This is a genomic window from Streptomyces sp. TOM-9 (assembly GCF_056858595.1).
Genome location: NZ_JBXEQB010000001.1, coordinates 848,549 through 866,508, shown reverse-complemented (window position 1 = coordinate 866,508; position 17,960 = coordinate 848,549). Strand labels below are relative to the sequence as shown.

The following is a 17,960-nucleotide window of genomic DNA, read 5'->3' as shown; positions in this document are numbered from 1 at the left end:
CGTCCTCACGCCGTACCGTGCCCGGCCTCGAGGTCCAGCAGCAGCCGCTTGCGCTCCGCCCCGCCCGCGTAACCGGTGATCGCGCCCTTGGCGCCGAGCACGCGGTGGCAGGGGCGGACGACGAGCAGCGGATTGCGGCCGATCGCGGTGCCGACCGCGCGCGACGAGGTCCGGGGGATGCCCATCGCGTCGGCGACGTCCGCGTAGGTCAGCGTGGTGCCGTAGCCGATGGTCTCCAGGGCCTTCCACACCTGCTGCTGGAAGGCGGTGCCGGCGGTGGTGAACTCGATGTCGAAGTCGGTCAGTTCGCCGGCGAAGTAGGCCCGCAGCTGACGCGCGATCTCGGTGAACGCGCCGTCGTCGGCACGCGCGCCGTCCGCCAGGTCCGCCGCGAGGACGCCGCCCTTCTGGTCCGGCACGGACAGCGAGGAGAGCGCGGTGCCGCCCTTCGCGGTGGGCGACTCCTCGCCGACCAGCAGCAGTTCGCCCAGCGGGCTGTCGAGCGTCGTGTAGACCGTCATCGGTCTTTCCCTTTCCTCGCACTTTCAGTGACATCTACGATTCTGCGGTGGTTCATCACCGATGTCCGGCGGGATTCGGACGTCGCATTCCCGCTGCCTCCCGGTCAACCGGCGCCCCACAGCAGGTGCATCGCGTAGGTGCGCCACGGCCGCCAGCCCTCGGCGTCCTCCAGCGGCACACCGGCACGCGCGGCCCCCGCACGCACGGCGACGTCGCCCTCCAGCAGCACGTCGGGATCGCCCAGGGCGCGCATCCGGATGTAGCCGGCCGTCCACGGCCCGATGCCGCGCAGCGCGAGCAGGGCCTTCTCCGCGCCGTCCCGGTCCGCGCCCGGGTCGAGGACGACCTCGCCGGTGGCGAGGGCGCGGGCCAGGCCGCGCAGCGTCTCCCGCCGGGCCTGCGGCATCCCGACCGCCTCCAGCGACGCCCCGGCGAGGGTGTCCGCGTCGGGGAACAGATGCGTCAGGCCACCGCTCGGCGCCGCCAGCGGCTCGCCGTGGGCGGCGACTACGGCGGCACCGAGCCGGCGTCCCGCCGCCACGGAGACCTGCTGCCCCAGCACCGCCCGCACCGCCAGTTCGTGCGGGTCCACCGCCCCGGGAGCGCGCAGCCCGGGGCGGGCGCGGGCCAGGGTACCCATCGACGGGTCCGCGGACAGCCGTTCCGCTACCGCGTACGGATCGGCGTCCAGGTCGAACAGGCGCCGCACCCGCTGCGTCCCGGTGGTCAGGTCGCGCAGCCCGGTCAGGTGCAGCCGGCACTCGAGCCAGTCACCGCCCCTGCCGGGTGCCGCCTCCTCGACCTCGGCGACCGCGGGCCCGTGCGGCAGCCGGAGGGTGCGCCGGTAGACACGCCGGCCGCGGGTCCCCGTGATCTCCTCGACGCCGGTGATCGCGCGGGCCGCCAGGTAGTCGAAGACCTGCCCGGTGTCGTACGGCCCCCGGTACGCCAGCCGCAGCGGCACCCCGGCGGCGGAGTCGGCGGCCGCGTGCCGGGCGGGGCGCGCCTGCCGCAGCGCGGTCGGCGTGAGCGCGTACACCTCGCGGACGGTGTCGTTGAACTGCCGTACGCTCGCGAAACCGGCCGCGAAGGCGATCTCCGCGGCCTGCATGTCCGTGGTCTGCAGCAGGATCCGGGCGGTGTGCGCCCGCTGCGCACGGGCGAGGGCGATCGGACCCGCCCCCACCTCGGCGTTGAGCTGCCGTTGCACCTGCCGCGCGCTGTACCCGAGCCGTGCGGCCAGCCCCGCGACGCCTTCCCGGTCGACGACGCCGTCGCCGATCAGCCGCATCGCACGGCCCACCACATCGGCCCGCGCGTTCCACGCCGCAGACCCCGGCACCGCGTCCGGACGGCACCTCCGGCAGGCCCGGAAACCGCCCCCCTGGGCGGCCGCCGCCGTTCGGAAGAAGCGGACGTTGCGCCGCTTGGGCGTGACCGCCGGACAACTCGGGCGGCAGTAGATCCCCGTCGTCGTCACCGCGAAGAAGAACTCGCCGTCGAAGCGCGCGTCGCGGCTGCACACCGCCTCGTACCTGCTGTCCTCGTCGGTCGCGTCGTTCGTCACCCCTCCACTGTGCGGCATCGCGGGGGCGGGACGCTGGCGGGATTCGGACGTCACGTTCCGGGCGTGGCCCGCCCGGCACGGTCGTGCGGGGGCGGGTCGCCTCGGTGATCCTGAAGGGGTGACAGCCGGCTCCGCCCCGCGGGACCTCGCCGGCCGGGAGGCTCCCGGCACGGGACGCGCCAACTACACGGGCGCCGTCTACGGATCGCTGCTGGCCGCCTCGGTGGTGGCCGGGGCCGGCTCGGCGGGGCCGTACCCGCGCCTGGAACTGGTGCTGCTGCTGATCTGCACCGGCCTGGTGTTCTGGGCCGCCCACGTCTACGCGGGCTTCGTCGGCGACCGGTTGCGCGGGGGGAGGGTCACCTGGCACGAGATCCGCCAGGTGTGCGTCCGCGAGTGGCCGATCGTGCAGGCCGCGCTGCTGCCGGCGACGGCGGTCGCGGTGAGCCCCCTGCTGGGGCTCGGGCTGGAGGGTGCGGCCTGGCTGGCCCTGACCATCGCCGTCGTCCAGCAGGTCGTGTGGGCCAGCGCGGCCGTCATCCGGGTGGGCGCCTCCCGCTGGGCGGTGGTGTCGGTGGGGATCGTGAACCTGGTGCTGGGCCTGGTCATCGTGGCGGCGAAGGTCGCGCTCCAGCACTGAGGGCCGGTGCGTCGTTCATGCGTTATGGGCCGGTTTGCGTTGTTTCCTGTGGGGGACGTGTGCCCTGAGGAGAGTGATCGCGCATGGCCCGCCACCCGCAGACCGGCGTCAGCAAGCCGACCGAGCTCCCCCAGGAGTCCTGGCGCGTGGTGCTCCGGCGCACGGTGAAGGAGTTCTGGGCGGACCACCTGACCGACTGGGCCGCGGCGCTGACCTACTACGGCGTCCTGTCGGTCTTCCCCGCCCTCCTCGTCATGGTCTCGGTCGTCGGTCTGCTGGGCGGCCCCAGCGTCAAACCCCTGATCGTCAACGCGAGCGGACTCGCGCCCGGACCGGTGCGCGACACGCTGACCGGTGTGCTCGGGCAGTTGCAGCACGGCGCCGGCCGCGGGGGACTCGCCCTCGCGATCGGCATCGCGGTCGCCGTGTGGTCGTCCTCCGCCTACGTGGCGACCTTCATGCGGGCCGCCAACGCCCTCTACGACATCGACGAGGGCAGGCCCGTGTGGAAGACCCTGGCCGCCCGATTCGTCATTCCCGTGGTGCTGTTGGTGGTGACGGCGCTCATCGCGCTCGGCGTGGTCTTCACCGGAGCCCTGGCCCGCAGGACGGGTCAGGTGCTGGGGGTCGGTGACGCCGCGCTCGGAGTGTGGGGGATCGCCAAATGGCCCGTGATGCTCGTGCTGTTCAGCCTGGTCCTGGCGCTGCTGTACTGGGCCGCGCCCAACGTGAAGCACGGCGGCTTCCGATGGGTGAGCCCCGGCAGCATCCTGGCCGTGGTCATCTGGGCCGCCGCCTCCGCCCTCTTCAGCTTCTACGTGTCCAACTTCAGCAACTACAACCGGCTCTACGGCAGCCTGGCGGCGATCATCGTCTTCCTCGTCTGGTTGTGGATCTCGAACATCGCCGTTCTCCTCGGGCTGGAGTTCAACGCCGAGCTCGAACGGGCACGGGCGCGGCCGGACGGAGGCCCGGACGACGGTCCGGACGAGACGGTGCCCAAGGCCGAGCCGCAGGACACCGAGCGGCTCCACGCCGACGAGGGGCGATGACGGGACGGCGCCACGGCCGCCGCACCGTCGCGGCCGTGGACCGTCACGGCCGTGAGCCGACGCCGGTCGCGACCTCATGGAGCCGGCTGCCGGCCCCTCCCGGTGCCAGTGGGGCGGTGGAGGTGTCGCCCGCGCCCTCGCGCAGACCCGCGAGGAACTCCTCGATCGCCTGCGTGGCGGTGTGGCGGGGCTCCCAGCCCAGCTCGCGGCGGGCCCGCGCGGTGTTCATCAGCGGCAGTCTGACGACGGCGTCGAACAGGCCGGGCGACGACGGCACCAGGTGCAGCCGCCACGCCCCGGCCAGCGCCGCCCGCACCGCGCCCCGCGGCATGCGGACGACCTGCGCCCCGAGCAGCGTGGCGAGTTCACCCGCGTCCAGCGGTGGATCGGCCGCGAGGTTGAAGGCGCCGCGCACGGGACGGTGCAGCGCCGCCCGGTAGGCCTCGGCCGCGTCGTCGGAGTGCAGCGCCTGGAAGCGCAGACCGCGCAGGTCGGGCACGACCGGCACCAGGCGGGGCCGTACGAGCCGGTTCGGCAGGAACGGACCGGCGAACAGCCTGCGTTGCTGAGCGGCGGACTCCCGTTTGAAGATGAAGCCCGGCCGCATGCGCACCACGCGCAGCCGCGGGTTCTCCCGCTCGAAGGTGTCGAGGTAGCGCTCGACGTACGCCTTCTCCCGGCAGTACGCGGCCCCTGGCCAGCCGTGCGTGGGCCACGACTCGTCGACCGGGTACCGCTTCGGGCCGGGCGAGTACGCCGCCACCGACGAGGCGTGCACCAGGGCCGGCACACCGGCCGCCGCGGCCGCCTCGAAGACGCGGATGCTGCCCAGGACGTTGGTGCGCCACGTGATCGCGGGGTCGTGGGTGGGCTGCAGCAGCCAGGCCAGGTGCACGACGGCGTCGGCACCGCGGAAATGCTCCACCAGGCGCGTCCTGTCGTCGCCCAGGTCGGCGTGCACCCACGAGGTACGGGCGGGCCGCCAGTCCTCGGGGATCCTGCGGGCGATGCCGACGATCCCGGCCACCGCCGGGTCCTCGCCGAGCGCCCGCACCAGACTCGTCCCGACGTTTCCGGTCGCCCCTACGACGACGACGCGCAGGCCGCCGCTCCCGGGCGTGGAGTCGTCCGTCACGTTCCTCGCCTCCCTGGGGCCGCCGCGAGCGCCCGGGCACCGCACGGTGCCGGACCGCGCTGCCCGGCGTGACGGCGGCCTCGTCCGGTGCCTGCTTCGGTCTGCCAGGGCGGCTACCCGGCCAGGGACGTTTCAGACCCCGGCCGCGGCGGCCGTCAGGCGACCGCCTTCGCCATCCGGCGCACCGCCTCCGTGAGCACCTCGGGCGTCGTCGCGAGGTTCAGCCGTACGTGCCCGTCGCCGCCCGTGCCGAAGTCGGCCCCCGCGCTGAGGGCGACCCGCCCGCGGGCGAGGAAGGCGGCCGCCGGGTCGTCGCCCAGGCCCAGCTCCCGGCAGTCCAGCCAGGCCAGGTAGGTGCCCGGGGCCGGCCGGTAGCCGACCGACGGCAGGTGCTCGGCCAGCAGCCCCGCGAGCAGCCGCCGGTTGTGCGCGAGGTCGTCCAGCACGGCGTCGAGCCACGGGCCGCCGTCGCGCAGCGCCGCCGTGTGGGCGATGACGCCCAGGTGGCTCGGTCCGTGACTCACCTCCTCCGGCATGCGCGCCAGGTCGTCCGCCGCGGCGGGCCCGGCCAGGGCGAGGGCCGCCTTCAGACCGGCCAGGTTCCACGCCTTCGAAGCGGACATCAGCGACAGGCCGCTCTCGCCGCCGGGCACGCTCAGGTACGGCACGAACGCCGCCTCGGCGGTCACCAGCGGCGCGTGGATCTCGTCCACCACGACCCGCACCCCGTACGACCCGGCCAGCGCCGCCACCGCGGACAGCTCCTCGGCGGTGTGCACCGTGCCGGTCGGATTGTGCGGGCTGCACAGCAGGTAGGCGGCCCGGCCGCCGCCGGCCGTGGACCGGGCGAAGGTCTCCTCGAGCGCCGCGAGATCCAGCCGCAGGCCGGAGCCGAACGGGGTCTCCACCACGCGTCGGTCCATGTGCGTCACGAACTGGTAGAACGGCGGGTACACCGGGCAGTTGACGATCACCGGGTCCCCGGGGTCCGTGACGAGCTTCAGCATCTCGACGACACCCAGCATCACGTCGGGCACGATGGAGGCGCGCTCCACGGCCAGACCGTCCCAGCCCCACCGCTCACGGGCGAAGTCCGCCAGCGCCTCCGCGTACGCGGTGCCCGCCGGATACCCCGTGTCGCCGACCGCGATCGCCTCCGTGAGCGCGCGGGCCACGGGACCGGCCAGCGGCACGTCCATCTCCGCCACCCACAGGGGCAGCACGTCCTGCGGATGGGTGCGCCACTTCATGCTCGTCCGGAGCCGGAGCTGGTCGAGCGTGAGGCGGCGCAGCGGGTGGTCGTCAGTCGACGCGGTGTCCATGACACCAAACATAGGTGCCGGTCAGCCGCCGGGGCAGAGGACGCCCGGCGGACGTGTTGCCGAACCGGCAAGAAGGCTTGCCCGCCGAGCGCGCGGGACCGCATGGTCGGGGCAGGTCCACATCCACGGCACGGAGGAGACGACACCCATGACCGACGGCACCACCAGCGCGACCGGCGCCGCATCCGAGGCGGAGTTCTGGGACGCCCGGTACGCCGGGAGCGACCGCGTCTGGAGCGGCAAGGCCAACGACGTCCTGGTCCGCGAGGTCGGGCGCCTGAAGCCCGGTACGGCGCTCGACCTGGGGTGCGGCGAGGGCGCCGACGCGGTCTGGCTGGCCCGGCAGGGGTGGCGGGTCACCGCCGTCGACATCTCCCGCGTCGCCCTGGAGCGTGCCGCCGCCCACGCGACGGCCGAGGGCATCCCCGACGGCGCCATCGACTGGCAACGGCACGACCTGTCCGAGACGTTCCCCGGGGGAACCTACGACCTGGTCTCCGCGCAGTTCCTGCACTCGCCGAACGACATGCCCCGCGAGCGCATCCTGCGCGCCGCGGCGGCGGCCGTGGCACCCGGCGGCGTGCTGCTCGTCGTCGGGCACTCCGGGTTCCCGGCCTGGCAGACCGAGCCGCACCCTGAGGTGCACTTCCCGACGCCGGAAGAGGTGCTGCGGAGCCTCGAACTTGCCGAGGAGGAGTGGGAGGTGCTGCTGACCGACGAGCACGAGCGCGTCCAGAACGACCCCGACGGACGGCCCACGACGCGTCTGGACAACACCCTGGAGATCCGCCGCCTGGAGCGGTGACACGACGCGCGGCGGGCCGTGCCGACCACGGCCCGCCGGGGCATTGTGAGTGGGGCGGAGTGACGGGCCGTCAGCGGCACGCGCCGCACGTACCGCTGGAAGTGCTTGAAGTCGCAGACCGCGGCCTTGGGCGCGCCGGCTGAGGACGATGTGGGTCAGTGCAGAGAGCCAGACGATGCATCGACTCGTTGTCCGTGCAGAGCCTTTGGCGCCCGCCGGCCAGGCTCTCCACTCGGGCCCCGACGAAGTTGACGGACTCCTCGGCAGTCGATCGATCCAGGCCGGCAGCCTGTGCCATACCGGTGTCCTGTGCTGTTATGGCGATAGGGCTACCTCCGCCGTGTGGACGCCCTCTTGGCCGTCGACTTCTTGGCGGCCGTCTTCTTCGCGGCGGACTTCCTCGCAGGTGCTGCAGTCTTCTTCGCCGCCCTCTTCCCGGCCGGCGCCGCGGTCTTCTTGGCGGCGGACTTCTTCGCCGGCTGTGCCTTCTTGGCGGGGGTGGGGGTCCTCTTGGCGGGCGCCTTCTTGGCCGCGGTCGTGCGCGCCGGTGGCCTGGGGGCCTGCCGCTTGGCCGGGCGACGGCGCCGAGGGGCCTGCTCCTCCGCCTCCGGCTCTTCTTCCTCCTCGGGTTCCTCGTCCTCGAGTTCCTCTTCTTCCTCCTCGGGTTCTTCCTCTTCCTCTTCCTCCTCTTCCTCCTCCTCGTCCTCCGGTCCGTACTCCTCTTCCTCCTCGTCCGGTTCCTCGTCCTCGCGCTTCTCCTTCTTGCTGCCGATCAGGGCCGTACGGTCGTGCAAGGTCCCTGCGAGATCCGCGAGCTTCCGGTCCGCGACGGCGACGACCGCCTTGCGCCCGGCGTCCATCAGTTCTCCGCCCACCTGTTCCTTGAGCTGGGCGACCTGAGGCAGGTCCTTGAGTTTGTGAATACCCTCGGTCACCAACTGTTGCGGATCGAGTCCGGCGCGGCGACCGGCGAGAAAGGTCGCCATTCCGAGGGCGAGCCGCCCCTTCTTGGTGCGACCGAGAACGTAGCCGCCCGCTACCGCGGCAGCCAGAGCGAGCCTGGTCGAGTCCTTCATCACTTGTTCCCTTCGGGAGTTGCGCCCTGCGGGAGGCGACCCGTCGCCGCGCACCTTGTGAGGTGTATATGCTGAAATAGTACGTTTTGTTGTAGGGGTGGCGCCGCTCCAGAGCCGGAGATGTGGATGGCCGCAAGCGACAAGAGCGACCCCGGAAGGGGCCCGCGCTCCACCCGGAGCGAAGGCACGGCACGGCGTTCGAGCGCCGAGCGGTCCCGGCGGCCCCGCAAACGTTCGGCGGCCTGGGCCATGCGGTCCGCGTCCGAACAACTCTCCGAACTCCTCGGTCGCAGGCCGGAATCCGTTTCCGCGGTGAAACCGACCGAAGACGGCTGGGAAGCGGACGTCGAGGTCCTGGAACTGGAGCGCGTGCCCCAGACGACCAGTGTGATGGCCACGTACCACGTGACGTTGGACGAGGAAGGAGACCTGGTGGCGTACGAGCGGACACGCCGTTACACGCGGGGGCAGATAGACCGACGCTCCTGACCCGACACAAGGCGCTGAAGGGAGGCGCCATGACCGTGGTGCCGCAGAGCGGGGGCGGCATGTCGAGGGGTGGTGGCGGGGGGAGCCTCTACGACGTCCTGGAACTGATCCTGGACCGGGGGCTCGTCATCGACGTCTTCGTCCGCGTGTCCCTTGTGGGCATCGAGATCCTCAAGATCGACGCCCGGATCGTCGTGGCGAGCGTCGACACGTACCTCCGTTTCGCCGAAGCCTGCAACCGGCTTGACCTGGAATCCGGGCGCAAGCAGCCCACCCAGCTCACCGATCTCGTGGGTGAGATCACCGAGGGCGGGGCCAAGGGCAAGTCGAAGGGTGCCCTGTCCGGCGCCGTCGAGGCCGTGACCGACACCCTGAAGGGCGGGAGCGACGAGGACGAGGAGGACGAGTACGAGGAGGAGCCCGAAGAGGAGGAAGCGGAGTACGAGGAGGAGCCCAGGCAGCCGCGGCGCAGGAGCACCGGGCGGGCTTCCCGGCGGGAGAGGGAATGACCATGGCCGTCTACGTCTACTCCATCACCGCGAAGGACCACCCGTTGCGCCTGGACGGCCTCACGGCCGTCGGCGGATCGGACCGGGAGCTGCGCACGGTGACGAATGCCGAGCTCTCCGCGGTCGTGAGCGAGGCCCCCGAGGACCTGCGCCCCCGGCGCAGGGACGTGCTCGCCCATCAGGAGGTCCAGGAACGGCTGATGGCCGACGGTGCCGTGCTGCCGCTGCGCTTCGGCTTCACGGCACCCGACGAGGAGGCCGTGAAGGCCGTTCTGGAGGACCGTGCGGTGGAGTACCGGGAGCAGCTGAAGAACCTGCAGGGCTGCGCCGAGTACCACCTGAAGGTCTCGTGGGACGAGGACTCCCTGCTGCGCCGGGTCCTGGAGGAGAACGACGAGGCACGCCGGCTGAACGAGGAGATCCGCGGCGGAACCGCGTCCCCCGACATCCCCCTGATGCTGGGCGAGCTGCTCGCCAACGAGGTGCAGGCCCGCCAGCAGGCCCTCGGGGCGGGCATCGTCGAAGCGCTGCGCCCCTTCGTCCGCGACGACGTGGCCTCCGCGCCGGGCGGACAGGACTTCCTCAGCGTCTCCTTCCTGGTGGACGACAGCAAGGAGGAGATGTTCCTGGCCACGCAGCTGAGCCTCGCCAACCAGGTGGGCGAGGAGTGCGACTTCCGGCTGCTGGGACCGCTGCCCCCGTACAGCTTCGTGTGAGAGGGAGTGGCCCCCATGGGACTGTTCACCCAGATCGTCACCCTCCCCCTCGCGCCGGTGCGCGGGGTGGGCTGGGTGGTCGAGCGCGTACTGGAGGCCGCAGAGCAGGAGTACTACGACCCCGAGCCCGTCGAACGCGAACTCGCCGCCCTGGAGAAGGAACTCCTCGCCGGACGGATCGACGAGGAGACCTTCGAGGCCCGCGAGGAGGAACTGCTCGACCGGCTCGACGAGATCGCGGCCTTCCGGCGCGGCGAGCCCGCGCCCTGAGACGAGGTGACGCAGTGACGGATTCCCCGGCGGGCCGGCTCGGCTCGTACCCCACGAGGGCCGGTCCCCAGTCGTACGCCCAGGGGCAGGGGTCCTCGGCCAACCTGGCGGACATCCTCGAGCGGGTCCTGGACAAGGGCATCGTCATCGCCGGCGACATCCAGATCAACCTGCTCGACATCGAACTGCTCACCATCAAGCTGCGTCTGCTGGTGGCCTCCGTCGACAAGGCCAAGGAGATGGGCATCGACTGGTGGGAGCACGATCCGTCGCTGTCCTCCCGTGCCCACGGGGAGAGTTCGCTCGCGCAGGAGAACCGCCGGCTGCGCGAGGAGATCGAGGCGCTGAAGGAAGGGCGGGAGCTGACGGACACGCCGCGGGGCAGCGTGGCCTCCCGCCACCGCACGCGGTCCTCCTCGACGACGCACCGCCGCGGCGATCCCGGGACGGACGATGGATGACCGGGTCAGCTACGCGTACGCCGTGCTGCGCGGCGGCGGCGTTCCGGAGGGCGCCCTGGCCGCGCTGACGGGCGTCGCCGGGGCACCGGTGGGGCTCGTGACGGCGGGTCCGCTGGCCGCGGCCGTCAGCCCGGTGCCCGCCGCGGACTTCCGAGAGGAAGCCCTGCGCCGGCACCTGGAGGACCTGGACTGGCTGGAGGCCGTCGCCCGCGCCCACCACACCGTCATCGAGGCGCTCTCGGCGCACACCACCGTGCTGCCCCTGCGACTGGCCACGGTCTACCTGGACGACGCACGCGTCCTGGCCGTGCTGCGGGACGACGACGCGGCGTTCACGCAGGTCCTGGAGCGGCTCGCAGGACACCTCGAATGGGGGGTCAAGATCTACGTGGAGGCCCCGGCGGCGGCTGCGTCCGCGGGCACCGCCGGAGCCGGCGCCGGCGAGGACCTCAGCCCCGGCCGCGCCTACCTGCGTGCCCGCCGCGCCCAGCGGCACTCCCGCGACGAGGCCTACCGCGCGGCGGAGGAGGCCGCCGCACGCGTCGAGACGATCGGCCGCGAACTGGCGACCGGGCACGCCCGGCACCGCGTGCAGCAGGGGCAACTCGCCGCCGGCGCGGGGGAGAACGTCCTCAACGACGCCTTCCTCCTCGCGGACGAACAGGCCGAGGCCTTCCGCACCCGCGTCCTCGCCGCCGGCGAAGGACTGCCCGGGGTGCGCGTCGACGTCACCGGCCCCTGGGCCCCGTACTCGTTCGCCGCCCTCCCCGGCGCGGACGTGGCGGACGCGCCGCCATGACGGCCGCCGACCGGACCCCCGAACCCCTGGCGGAGCGTCAGGTGGCCCTCGTCGACCTGCTCGACCGCCTCCTGAGCGGCGGCGTGGTCCTCACCGGCGACGTGGTGCTCTCCATCGCCGACATCGACCTCGTCCGCATCTCCCTGCGTGCCCTGATCGTCTCCGTCAGCGAACGCAACCCCTCCCCGTGGGGCCCGGAGTCCGGCCCATGACACCCCCGGCACCCCCCGGCGACGACCACCCCCCGGACCGCCTCGGCGAGGTCGCCGACGCCGCCGCCCGCGCCTTCCGCCTGCTCCCCGCCGTCCCGCGCGACACCCCGTCCCCCCGCCCCGCGCGCCGCATCAGCACCGACCCCGACACGGTCGAACGCGACCTGATGAAGCTCGTCCTGACCCTCGTCGAACTCCTCCGCCAGCTCATGGAACGCCAGGCCCTCCACCGCGTCGACGCGGGCGACCTCACCGAGGAGGAGGAAGAACGCCTCGGCGCCACCCTGATGATCCTCCACGACCGCATGGAAGGCCTGTGCGTGCAGTACGGCCTGTCCATGTCCGACCTCAACCTCGACCTCGGGCCCCTGGGCACGCTCCTCCCGCCCGACTGAGCCGCGGCGCCGGAGCCGCAAGGCCTCAGGGCGTGGGGATGCCGCCCGGGCGGGAGGGCCGGCCGAAGCGGACGGGGACGCCGGGGGAGTACAGGACGCTGACCGGGGGGCCCACGGGGGCGGGGAGGCCCGCGGCCGTGATCAGGCTCTCGTCGCAGTCGAGCAGTTCGGCGCGGTGGAGCGGCCAGCGGGGGTGGGAGTTCGGCAGGTACAGCTGCCGCTCGAAGAAGGTGTTGTGCAGACCCCAGCGCGCGGTGAGGAAGTGCTCGAGCTCGGTGGGTTCCGCGACGGGCTCGCCGACCCGCACGGTGATGCGCGAGTGCGCCCCGCGCGGGCCCGGCCAGCGGCGCGTGCTGGTGTACGTGAGGGTGTCGCCGTCGCGGCGGATCGCCATCCGCGACCACAGGTACGGCAGGCGGAACGCGGCGCGCGCGACCGCCACCGGTATCAGCCGGGACGCGTCGAGCGACCGGAAGACGACGCCGCGCCGCCCGTGGGCGTCCACGGAGTACAGCCGGACGTTCGTCTCGGGGAAGGTGCCCAGGTAGGGGACGCCCGGGAGGCGGAACCAGCCGACGCGGTGCATGCGGAAGGCGACGAGGCCGACGTAGGTGACGCCGTCGAGGGTGTCGGGGACGGTGCCGGCCGGCAGGAGCGGCGCGATGTCGGCGGGGTCGGCCGCCCAGTGGAGGAAGGCCAGGTCGAGCCACGACTGGGTGAGCAGCGGGCCGGCGGCGACGTCGGGCGGGTCCGCGGTGATCGGTTCGGGTGTGGTCTGCGGGGGCGGCACGCGACCAGCATCGCAGACGTGTCACGGGCCTCCGGGAGGCGCTGCGCGACCGCTGTGACACGTGGGGTTCAGGAGGTCACAGCCGGGTACACCATGTGAGCGGGTGCCGGGGCCCCGCATCCGTTGGGGACGGACAGGGGGCCCTTCCCCATACCGGTGACGCTGCGGAGCAGCCCTTCGGCGTGGGGAGTGATGGACATGACGCACTGGTACGCCACCTCGTCATCGGCCGGCCGTACCGACGTGTACGTGTGCGAGCTGGAGCACCGTGCCGTGGCCGTCGCCGTCGCGCGACGTACCGCGCGCACCGTGCTGACCGGCTGGTCGGTGCCGGAGGAGGCCGTCCACGACGCCGTCCTCGTCGTGTCGGAACTGGTGACCAACGCCGTGGAGCACGCGCTGCCACCGGTCGCCCTGCGCCTGCGCCTGCGCCTGCGCCGCGGCGAGGTCGACGGCACGGCGGTCATCCGCGTCGAGGTCACCGACGGCGGGCCCGCACCGTGGCACGGCGCCTGGGCCGCCGGCCGCGGCCCGGGCGAGCACGGCCGTGGAGCCGCCATCGTCGACAGCCTCGGCATCGGTTCCGGCGTCGGTACCCGCAGCCGTGGCGGCGGGCGCTGGGCGGATCTGCTGGCCGCCTGAGCCCCCGGAAAGTGCCCGTGGGTCTCCCGCCCACACCCCCGGACGTCGGATGATGGATTCTCGTACGAGAATTTTGTCCGGAAGAAAACGAAAAGCCCGTATGTTGAGACGCGCAGAGCGAGGGCTTGTCGTGGTCGCACCCGGCCCGGGTGCGGGAAGGGAGGCACCCGCAATGGAGCTCGGGTCCCGTCTCTCGGCGATGCAGGATCCCATCGGATCGGGTTGCAGGGTCTTCCTCGCCGTGATGATCGCGATCATCACGGCGGTGCCGGTCGCCGACCACTTCCTCCCGGAGGACATCCACCTCGCCCACGTGCTGGTCATCCCCGTCGCGCTGGCCTCCGCCTTCGCCGGAGCCGTACGCGGCGCCCTGACGGGACTCGCGGCGGTGCTCGCACTCGTCGCCGCGGGCGCCGAGCGGCACACGCTCCTCACCGAGAACGTCCTCGTCCAGCTCGGTTCCCTGGTGCTGCTCTCCTTGCTGCTCGTCCTCATCAGTGCCCTGCGCGAGCGCCGCAGACATGAGCTCGCGGAGCTGCGCGCGGTGTCGCAGGCGACCCAGGGCGTGCTGCTGCGGCCGCTGCCGCGCCAAGCCGGGCCGGTGTCCATCGCCACGGCGTACCGCAGCGCCGGTGACGGCGAGCGCATCGGCGGCGACCTGTACGCCGTCGCCCGCACGGCACGGGCCACCCGCCTGCTCATCGGCGACGTGCGTGGCAAGGGACTGGGTTCCATCGGCGACACCGAGACCGTCCTCGGGGCGTTCCGCGCCTCGGCGCACCGGCAGGCGCCCTTGGCGGAGCTGATGGAGTCGTTGGAGGGCAGCGTCCGCTGGGAGCTGACCCAGGCGTGGGACGGGCCGGGCGGAACCGACGTCGGGGAGCGCTTCGTCACCGCCGCCGTCGTCGAGATCCCCGACGACGAGCCGTACGTGCACGTGGTCAGCTGTGGGCACCTGCCACCGATCCTCCTCCACGACGGAACGGTCACCACCCTCGACGTCCCCGAACCGGCGCCCCCGCTGGGACTCGGCGGACTGACCGGGAGCAGCTACGCTCCCACCACCTTCACCTTCGCCCCCGGCGACCGGCTGCTGCTCTACACCGACGGAGTGACCGAGGCCCGCAACGGCGACGGGGAGTTCTACCCGCTCATCAGCCGGGTCGCGGAGTGGGGCGACCGCGGCCCCGACCAGCTCGTACGGGAGATGACCGACGACCTGCTGGCCCACACCTCCGCCCCGCTGCAGGACGACATGGCCGTGGTCGCGATCGTGCGCGACGCCCTGGGAGGACCGCCACCGCATGCACGGACCCCCGCCGGAGCCGGCACGGCAGCGGACGCCGATGAGCCAGGCGTTCGACCTGCTGGCCGCGGACTATGACGACGACCATCACGACGCCGTCGCCGCGGCACTGATCGAGCTGGCGGGCCCCACGCCGATGGACCGGCGAGTGGCCGACGTGGCCTGCGGCACCGGGGCGGTGGCCCTGACGCTCGCCCGCTCCCGTTCGTCCGCCGACCCCGCGGTGCTGGCCGTGGACGTCTCCGCGGCCATGATCGCCGCGGGCCGGGCGCGCGCCGAGCGCCTGTCGGCCCCCGGGGCGATCGACTGGCGGGTCGCGGACGCCGTGCCGCTGCCCTGCGCCGAGCGTGCGCTCGACCTGGTCCTGTGCGCTTCGTCCCTGCACTTCCTCGGTGGGCGGGCCCTCGCCGACTGGCGGCGCGTCCTGCGGCCCGGTGGCCGTGTCGGGTACAGCCTCCCCCTCGCGCCCGGCTTCCGGGCTTCCGGCCCCTTCGCGTCGCTCGTCGCACGCGACCTGCCGCTCCCGGTGACGGCACGGGACGCCGCGGACCTGGCGGCCGCCTCGGGCCTGCACGCCCCCGTCGTCCGCGTCGTCCGGATCGGCGACCGCTCCGTCGCGCTGACCGTCGCCCGCACCCCCGGCGCGGCGCCCTGACCGTCCGCCCGCGATACTCGCTGCCGTCGACGGACGGGGAGAAGACGACGTGCACGCCTACTGGGATCCGCTGCCCACGGCCCGGCGCCTGCTGGCCGCCGAGGAACCGGGCCGGGAGGTCTTCACCGGCGACTGGGCCGACCGCAACTGGCGCAACGTCCCCGGCCCCTTCTACGGCGCCGCCACCGACTCGATGGCGACCGGGCGGCTCGACGCCCCGCGCCACATCGCGTACGACGACGACATGGGCGGTGGCTTCGGGACGGAGTTCGTCTTCCGTCAGCCGGTGGACGAGGCCGAGACGGAGGCCCTGGTCGCGGCCGCCCGCCTGGAGCTGTACAGCGGCTACGGCTGGGACGGCGACGACCACTGGACCCCCGGCCTCGTCCGCGCCTGGTGGCGTGACCGGGGCCGGGTGCGCGAGTGGGCGGTGGCGATCGCGGCCGACTGGGGCGCCGACGCGCATCCCGGCTGGGGCGACAACGCCGCGCCGAGGTACCGGCCGCACTACCAGGACGCCTCCCGCGGCCACCGTGACTTCGTCGCCTACCTCGACGACGGTCTGGAGACCTATCTGCGCGGCTACGTCCACTGGCTGGACCTCCGCCGTCCCCGCCGCCGCTGGGAGGCCCTGCCGCGGCTGTGAGCCCGCCCCGACGCCACGTACGGCGCGTGGACGGGCACCGGAAACGATGCGCACGCGCCGGCGGGACGTGAGCGGGCGGTGGTCCGGGAGACGGGACCGGACCACCGCCCGGTGTGCGGGGCGCGCCTCAGTTGGGTGAGGGCGAGCCCGTTGCCAGGGGGTCGGCGGACGCGTCGAACGTCGCCGTCGAGGCGGCGAGACCGAGCGCGGTCGGGGCGTCGGGCAGCCCGGCGCCGAGGCGGAGCGGTTCGGTGACGGGCAGCGGCCGGCTGGCACCGCGGAGCAGGGCCATCAGCTGGTCCGTGCGCGCGGCGCCGCGGGCGTGCGGCGTCGCCCGCAGCTGCTCGTGGTGGGCGAGCAGCAACGCGGCCAGCCCGGTGAGATGGGCCGCCGCGATGGCGGTGCCCTCGGCGACCGTGTAGGTGGCGCCGAGCGCTGTGGTGACGATCGCGGTTCCGGGTGCGGTGAGGTCGACGCCGGGCCCGGTGGGCGTGAAGGGCGCCGGGTACGGACCGGGCCACGGAGGCTGGGTGGCGGCCGCCGGGCTGTCCGGCGGGTAGGTGCCGGTGTGCGCGAGCGCGCCCGCGGCCAGCACGGTGGGCAGGGCGGCGAGCGGGCTGAGCGCACCGGAGGTGTCGCCCGCCGGGGCGATGACGGCGATGCCCGCCGCGTGCGCGTCCATCAGCTTCCACGCCGCCAGCTGCGAGGGCTGGTCGTACGTGACGTTGATCTGCGCGACGTCGATGTCGTGGGAGATGCAGTGGTCCACCGCGCGCAGCAGGTCGGCGACGCGGCCGCCGGGGAACAGCTTGAGGGCGTGCACCGTGGCGTCCGCCGCGATGCCGGTGACCCCGGTGCGGTTGTCGGCGGCGGCCACGATCCCGGCGCAGCGGGTGCCGTGCCCGGTCGCGTCCGTCCGCCAGCCCGCGTCGTCGGCGGCGGGGGTGAAGTCGGCGCCGGAGCGGACGGTGTCCTTCAGGTCCGGGTGCGCGGTGTCGACGCCGGAGTCCAGCAGGGCCACCGAGACGCCGTGGCCGCGGTAGGTCGGGGGGATCTCGTGCAGGCGCATCGCCTGCCAGCCCCATCCGGTGAGCGGCCGGTCCGGGAAGCCCTCGAAGGTCTCCGCCAGGGAGCGGACCACCACCTCCACCTCGGCGCCGGACAGGGTGTCGTCGTCCGGGAAGGGGCGGCCGGTGCGCACCGGCCAGTGGTCGCCCGCCGGGCGCACGTACAGGGACCGGAGGGTGGCCGGGGTGTCCGCCGGCAGGACGAGCTCGGCCCGGCCGTCGGCGCCGGTGACGGCGTACGCCGTCGCGCCCGTTCCGGTCGCCCACACCTGCGCGTCGGGTACGCCCTGACCGCGACTCGTCACGCGCACCGTGACGCGCGGCGGCTCCTGGAGGGTGACCTCCATCGCCGGGTCCACGGCCGCGGCGGCCGGGCGCGTCGCGGGGGCCGGCGAGTAGGCGAGCGGCTGGTCGGCCTCGACCACCACCTGGGGGTTGGCGGCCAGCGCCCGCGCACGCTCGTGGGGCATCGTCACCACGGCCACCGGGGGGCACACCGGGTGGGGCTCGGCGATCGCCTCCAGGCCGCGGGAGCGGGAGGGGTGCACCTGGGCGACCACCTCCACCTCCGGATCCTCCTCGAGCAGCGTGAACAGCGCCGAGGCCTCGACGGGCGGAATGCCCGCGGTCAGCCAGGGGGCCGGCCGGGGCGCCACCAGGTACCGGCCCCAGCCCGCGCGGCCCGGGTGCCCGGCGTGCGTCCCCGCCATCCCCATGTAGTGCTCGGGGCCCTGTTTCGTGCCGCCCGGTCCCGCGACCGGACCGTTCGCCCCGCCGGCTTCCGATCCGGCACCGGGCTTGCGGCCGCCCTTGGCGCCGCCGTGTCCCTTCGCCATGCCGCCGTTGCCCTGCTGCTCACTCATCACGCTTCCGCCTTCACCGAT

22 protein-coding genes are annotated in these 17,960 nt (G+C 73.6%); 15 read left to right on the top strand and 7 right to left on the bottom strand.

From position 1 onward, the window contains the following. Positions 1-5 precede the first annotated feature (5 nt). Together AC1VWI_RS03945 and AC1VWI_RS03940 are read right to left on the bottom strand one after the other, a co-directional pair. Positions 6-521, bottom strand: coding sequence for a methylated-DNA--[protein]-cysteine S-methyltransferase (locus tag AC1VWI_RS03945; protein WP_499509498.1), 516 nt, complete (start codon positions 519-521; stop codon positions 6-8). A gap of 104 nt (positions 522-625) precedes the next feature. After that, complete coding sequence (locus tag AC1VWI_RS03940) at positions 626-2,107, bottom strand: AlkA N-terminal domain-containing protein (RefSeq protein WP_499516712.1); 1,482 nt, start codon at positions 2,105-2,107, stop codon at positions 626-628. Between the two features lie 100 nt (positions 2,108-2,207). Between AC1VWI_RS03940 and AC1VWI_RS03935 the strand changes: the two genes are divergently transcribed. Together AC1VWI_RS03935 and AC1VWI_RS03930 are read left to right on the top strand one after the other, a co-directional pair. Next, positions 2,208-2,729 carry a hypothetical protein gene (locus tag AC1VWI_RS03935; protein WP_499509497.1) on the top strand — a complete coding sequence of 174 codons (522 nt, stop codon included), beginning with the start codon at positions 2,208-2,210 and terminating at the stop codon, positions 2,727-2,729. Between the two features lie 83 nt (positions 2,730-2,812). Further along, positions 2,813-3,781: a YihY/virulence factor BrkB family protein gene (locus AC1VWI_RS03930; protein WP_499509496.1), complete on the top strand. Its 969-nt coding sequence runs from the start codon at positions 2,813-2,815 to the stop codon at positions 3,779-3,781. Between the two features lie 43 nt (positions 3,782-3,824). Here the strand turns inward: AC1VWI_RS03930 and AC1VWI_RS03925 are convergent, their stop codons facing one another. Next, complete coding sequence (locus tag AC1VWI_RS03925; protein ID WP_499509495.1) at positions 3,825-4,916, bottom strand: NAD-dependent epimerase/dehydratase family protein; 1,092 nt, start codon at positions 4,914-4,916, stop codon at positions 3,825-3,827. 155 nt (positions 4,917-5,071) lie between these two features. Beyond that, positions 5,072-6,238 (bottom strand): MalY/PatB family protein, encoded by a 1,167-nt coding sequence (locus AC1VWI_RS03920; protein WP_499509494.1) that lies wholly within the window; start codon positions 6,236-6,238, stop codon positions 5,072-5,074. A gap of 148 nt (positions 6,239-6,386) precedes the next feature. Here AC1VWI_RS03920 and AC1VWI_RS03915 point away from each other — a divergent pair, with 148 nt between their 5' ends. After that, on the top strand, positions 6,387-7,043 hold the full coding sequence (locus AC1VWI_RS03915) for a class I SAM-dependent methyltransferase (protein WP_499509493.1): 657 nt from the start codon (positions 6,387-6,389) through the stop codon (positions 7,041-7,043). 329 nt (positions 7,044-7,372) lie between these two features. On the opposite strand, the gene AC1VWI_RS03910 is transcribed toward AC1VWI_RS03915, so the two are convergent. Further along, positions 7,373-8,119, bottom strand: coding sequence for a histone protein (locus AC1VWI_RS03910; RefSeq protein WP_499509492.1), 747 nt, complete (start codon positions 8,117-8,119; stop codon positions 7,373-7,375). Between the two features lie 126 nt (positions 8,120-8,245). On the opposite strand from AC1VWI_RS03910, the gene AC1VWI_RS03905 reads away from it, so the two are divergent. Genes AC1VWI_RS03905 through AC1VWI_RS03870 form a run of 8 tightly spaced genes read left to right on the top strand, consistent with a single transcriptional unit; the run spans position 8,246 to position 11,970 of the window. Continuing rightward, positions 8,246-8,608 (top strand): gas vesicle protein GvpO, encoded by a 363-nt coding sequence (locus AC1VWI_RS03905; protein WP_499509491.1) that lies wholly within the window; start codon positions 8,246-8,248, stop codon positions 8,606-8,608. 29 nt (positions 8,609-8,637) lie between these two features. After that, the gene (locus AC1VWI_RS03900; protein ID WP_499509490.1) at positions 8,638-9,117 is read left to right on the top strand and encodes a gas vesicle structural protein GvpA; all 480 of its coding nucleotides are present in this window, start codon (positions 8,638-8,640) and stop codon (positions 9,115-9,117) included. A gap of 2 nt (positions 9,118-9,119) precedes the next feature. After that, complete coding sequence (locus AC1VWI_RS03895; RefSeq protein ID WP_499516711.1) at positions 9,120-9,833, top strand: GvpL/GvpF family gas vesicle protein; 714 nt, start codon at positions 9,120-9,122, stop codon at positions 9,831-9,833. Between the two features lie 15 nt (positions 9,834-9,848). Then, entirely contained in the window at positions 9,849-10,103 is a 255-nt protein-coding gene (locus AC1VWI_RS03890; RefSeq protein ID WP_018559348.1) for a gas vesicle protein GvpG, read from the top strand. A 14-nt stretch (positions 10,104-10,117) separates the two neighbouring features. After that, entirely contained in the window at positions 10,118-10,564 is a 447-nt protein-coding gene (locus AC1VWI_RS03885) for a gas vesicle protein (RefSeq protein ID WP_499509489.1), read from the top strand. Next, positions 10,557-11,363: a GvpL/GvpF family gas vesicle protein gene (locus AC1VWI_RS03880; RefSeq protein ID WP_499509488.1), complete on the top strand. Its 807-nt coding sequence runs from the start codon at positions 10,557-10,559 to the stop codon at positions 11,361-11,363. The genes AC1VWI_RS03885 and AC1VWI_RS03880 overlap by 8 nt, the downstream gene beginning before the upstream one ends. Next, positions 11,360-11,575, top strand: coding sequence for a gas vesicle protein (locus AC1VWI_RS03875; protein ID WP_499509487.1), 216 nt, complete (start codon positions 11,360-11,362; stop codon positions 11,573-11,575). Before AC1VWI_RS03880 ends, AC1VWI_RS03875 begins: the two co-directional genes overlap by 4 nt. Further along, positions 11,572-11,970 carry a gas vesicle protein K gene (locus tag AC1VWI_RS03870; RefSeq protein ID WP_499509486.1) on the top strand — a complete coding sequence of 133 codons (399 nt, stop codon included), beginning with the start codon at positions 11,572-11,574 and terminating at the stop codon, positions 11,968-11,970. The genes AC1VWI_RS03875 and AC1VWI_RS03870 overlap by 4 nt, the downstream gene beginning before the upstream one ends. A gap of 25 nt (positions 11,971-11,995) precedes the next feature. Here AC1VWI_RS03870 and AC1VWI_RS03865 read toward each other — a convergent pair whose 3' ends face one another. After that, positions 11,996-12,760: a YqjF family protein gene (locus AC1VWI_RS03865; RefSeq protein WP_499509485.1), complete on the bottom strand. Its 765-nt coding sequence runs from the start codon at positions 12,758-12,760 to the stop codon at positions 11,996-11,998. 198 nt (positions 12,761-12,958) lie between these two features. On the opposite strand from AC1VWI_RS03865, the gene AC1VWI_RS03860 reads away from it, so the two are divergent. From AC1VWI_RS03860 to AC1VWI_RS03845, 4 genes are all read left to right on the top strand, one after another. After that, complete coding sequence (locus AC1VWI_RS03860) at positions 12,959-13,402, top strand: ATP-binding protein (protein WP_499509484.1); 444 nt, start codon at positions 12,959-12,961, stop codon at positions 13,400-13,402. A gap of 172 nt (positions 13,403-13,574) precedes the next feature. Continuing rightward, complete coding sequence (locus AC1VWI_RS03855) at positions 13,575-14,786, top strand: PP2C family protein-serine/threonine phosphatase (protein ID WP_499509483.1); 1,212 nt, start codon at positions 13,575-13,577, stop codon at positions 14,784-14,786. Then, the gene (locus AC1VWI_RS03850; protein ID WP_499509482.1) at positions 14,749-15,363 is read left to right on the top strand and encodes a class I SAM-dependent methyltransferase; all 615 of its coding nucleotides are present in this window, start codon (positions 14,749-14,751) and stop codon (positions 15,361-15,363) included. The genes AC1VWI_RS03855 and AC1VWI_RS03850 overlap by 38 nt, the downstream gene beginning before the upstream one ends. A gap of 49 nt (positions 15,364-15,412) precedes the next feature. Further along, a complete protein-coding gene (locus AC1VWI_RS03845) occupies positions 15,413-16,009 on the top strand; it encodes a ferredoxin (RefSeq protein ID WP_499509481.1) in 597 nt (198 codons plus the stop codon). 127 nt (positions 16,010-16,136) lie between these two features. Here the strand turns inward: AC1VWI_RS03845 and AC1VWI_RS03840 are convergent, their stop codons facing one another. After that, a complete protein-coding gene (locus AC1VWI_RS03840; protein WP_499509480.1) occupies positions 16,137-17,939 on the bottom strand; it encodes a S8 family serine peptidase in 1,803 nt (600 codons plus the stop codon). Positions 17,940-17,960 lie beyond the last annotated feature (21 nt).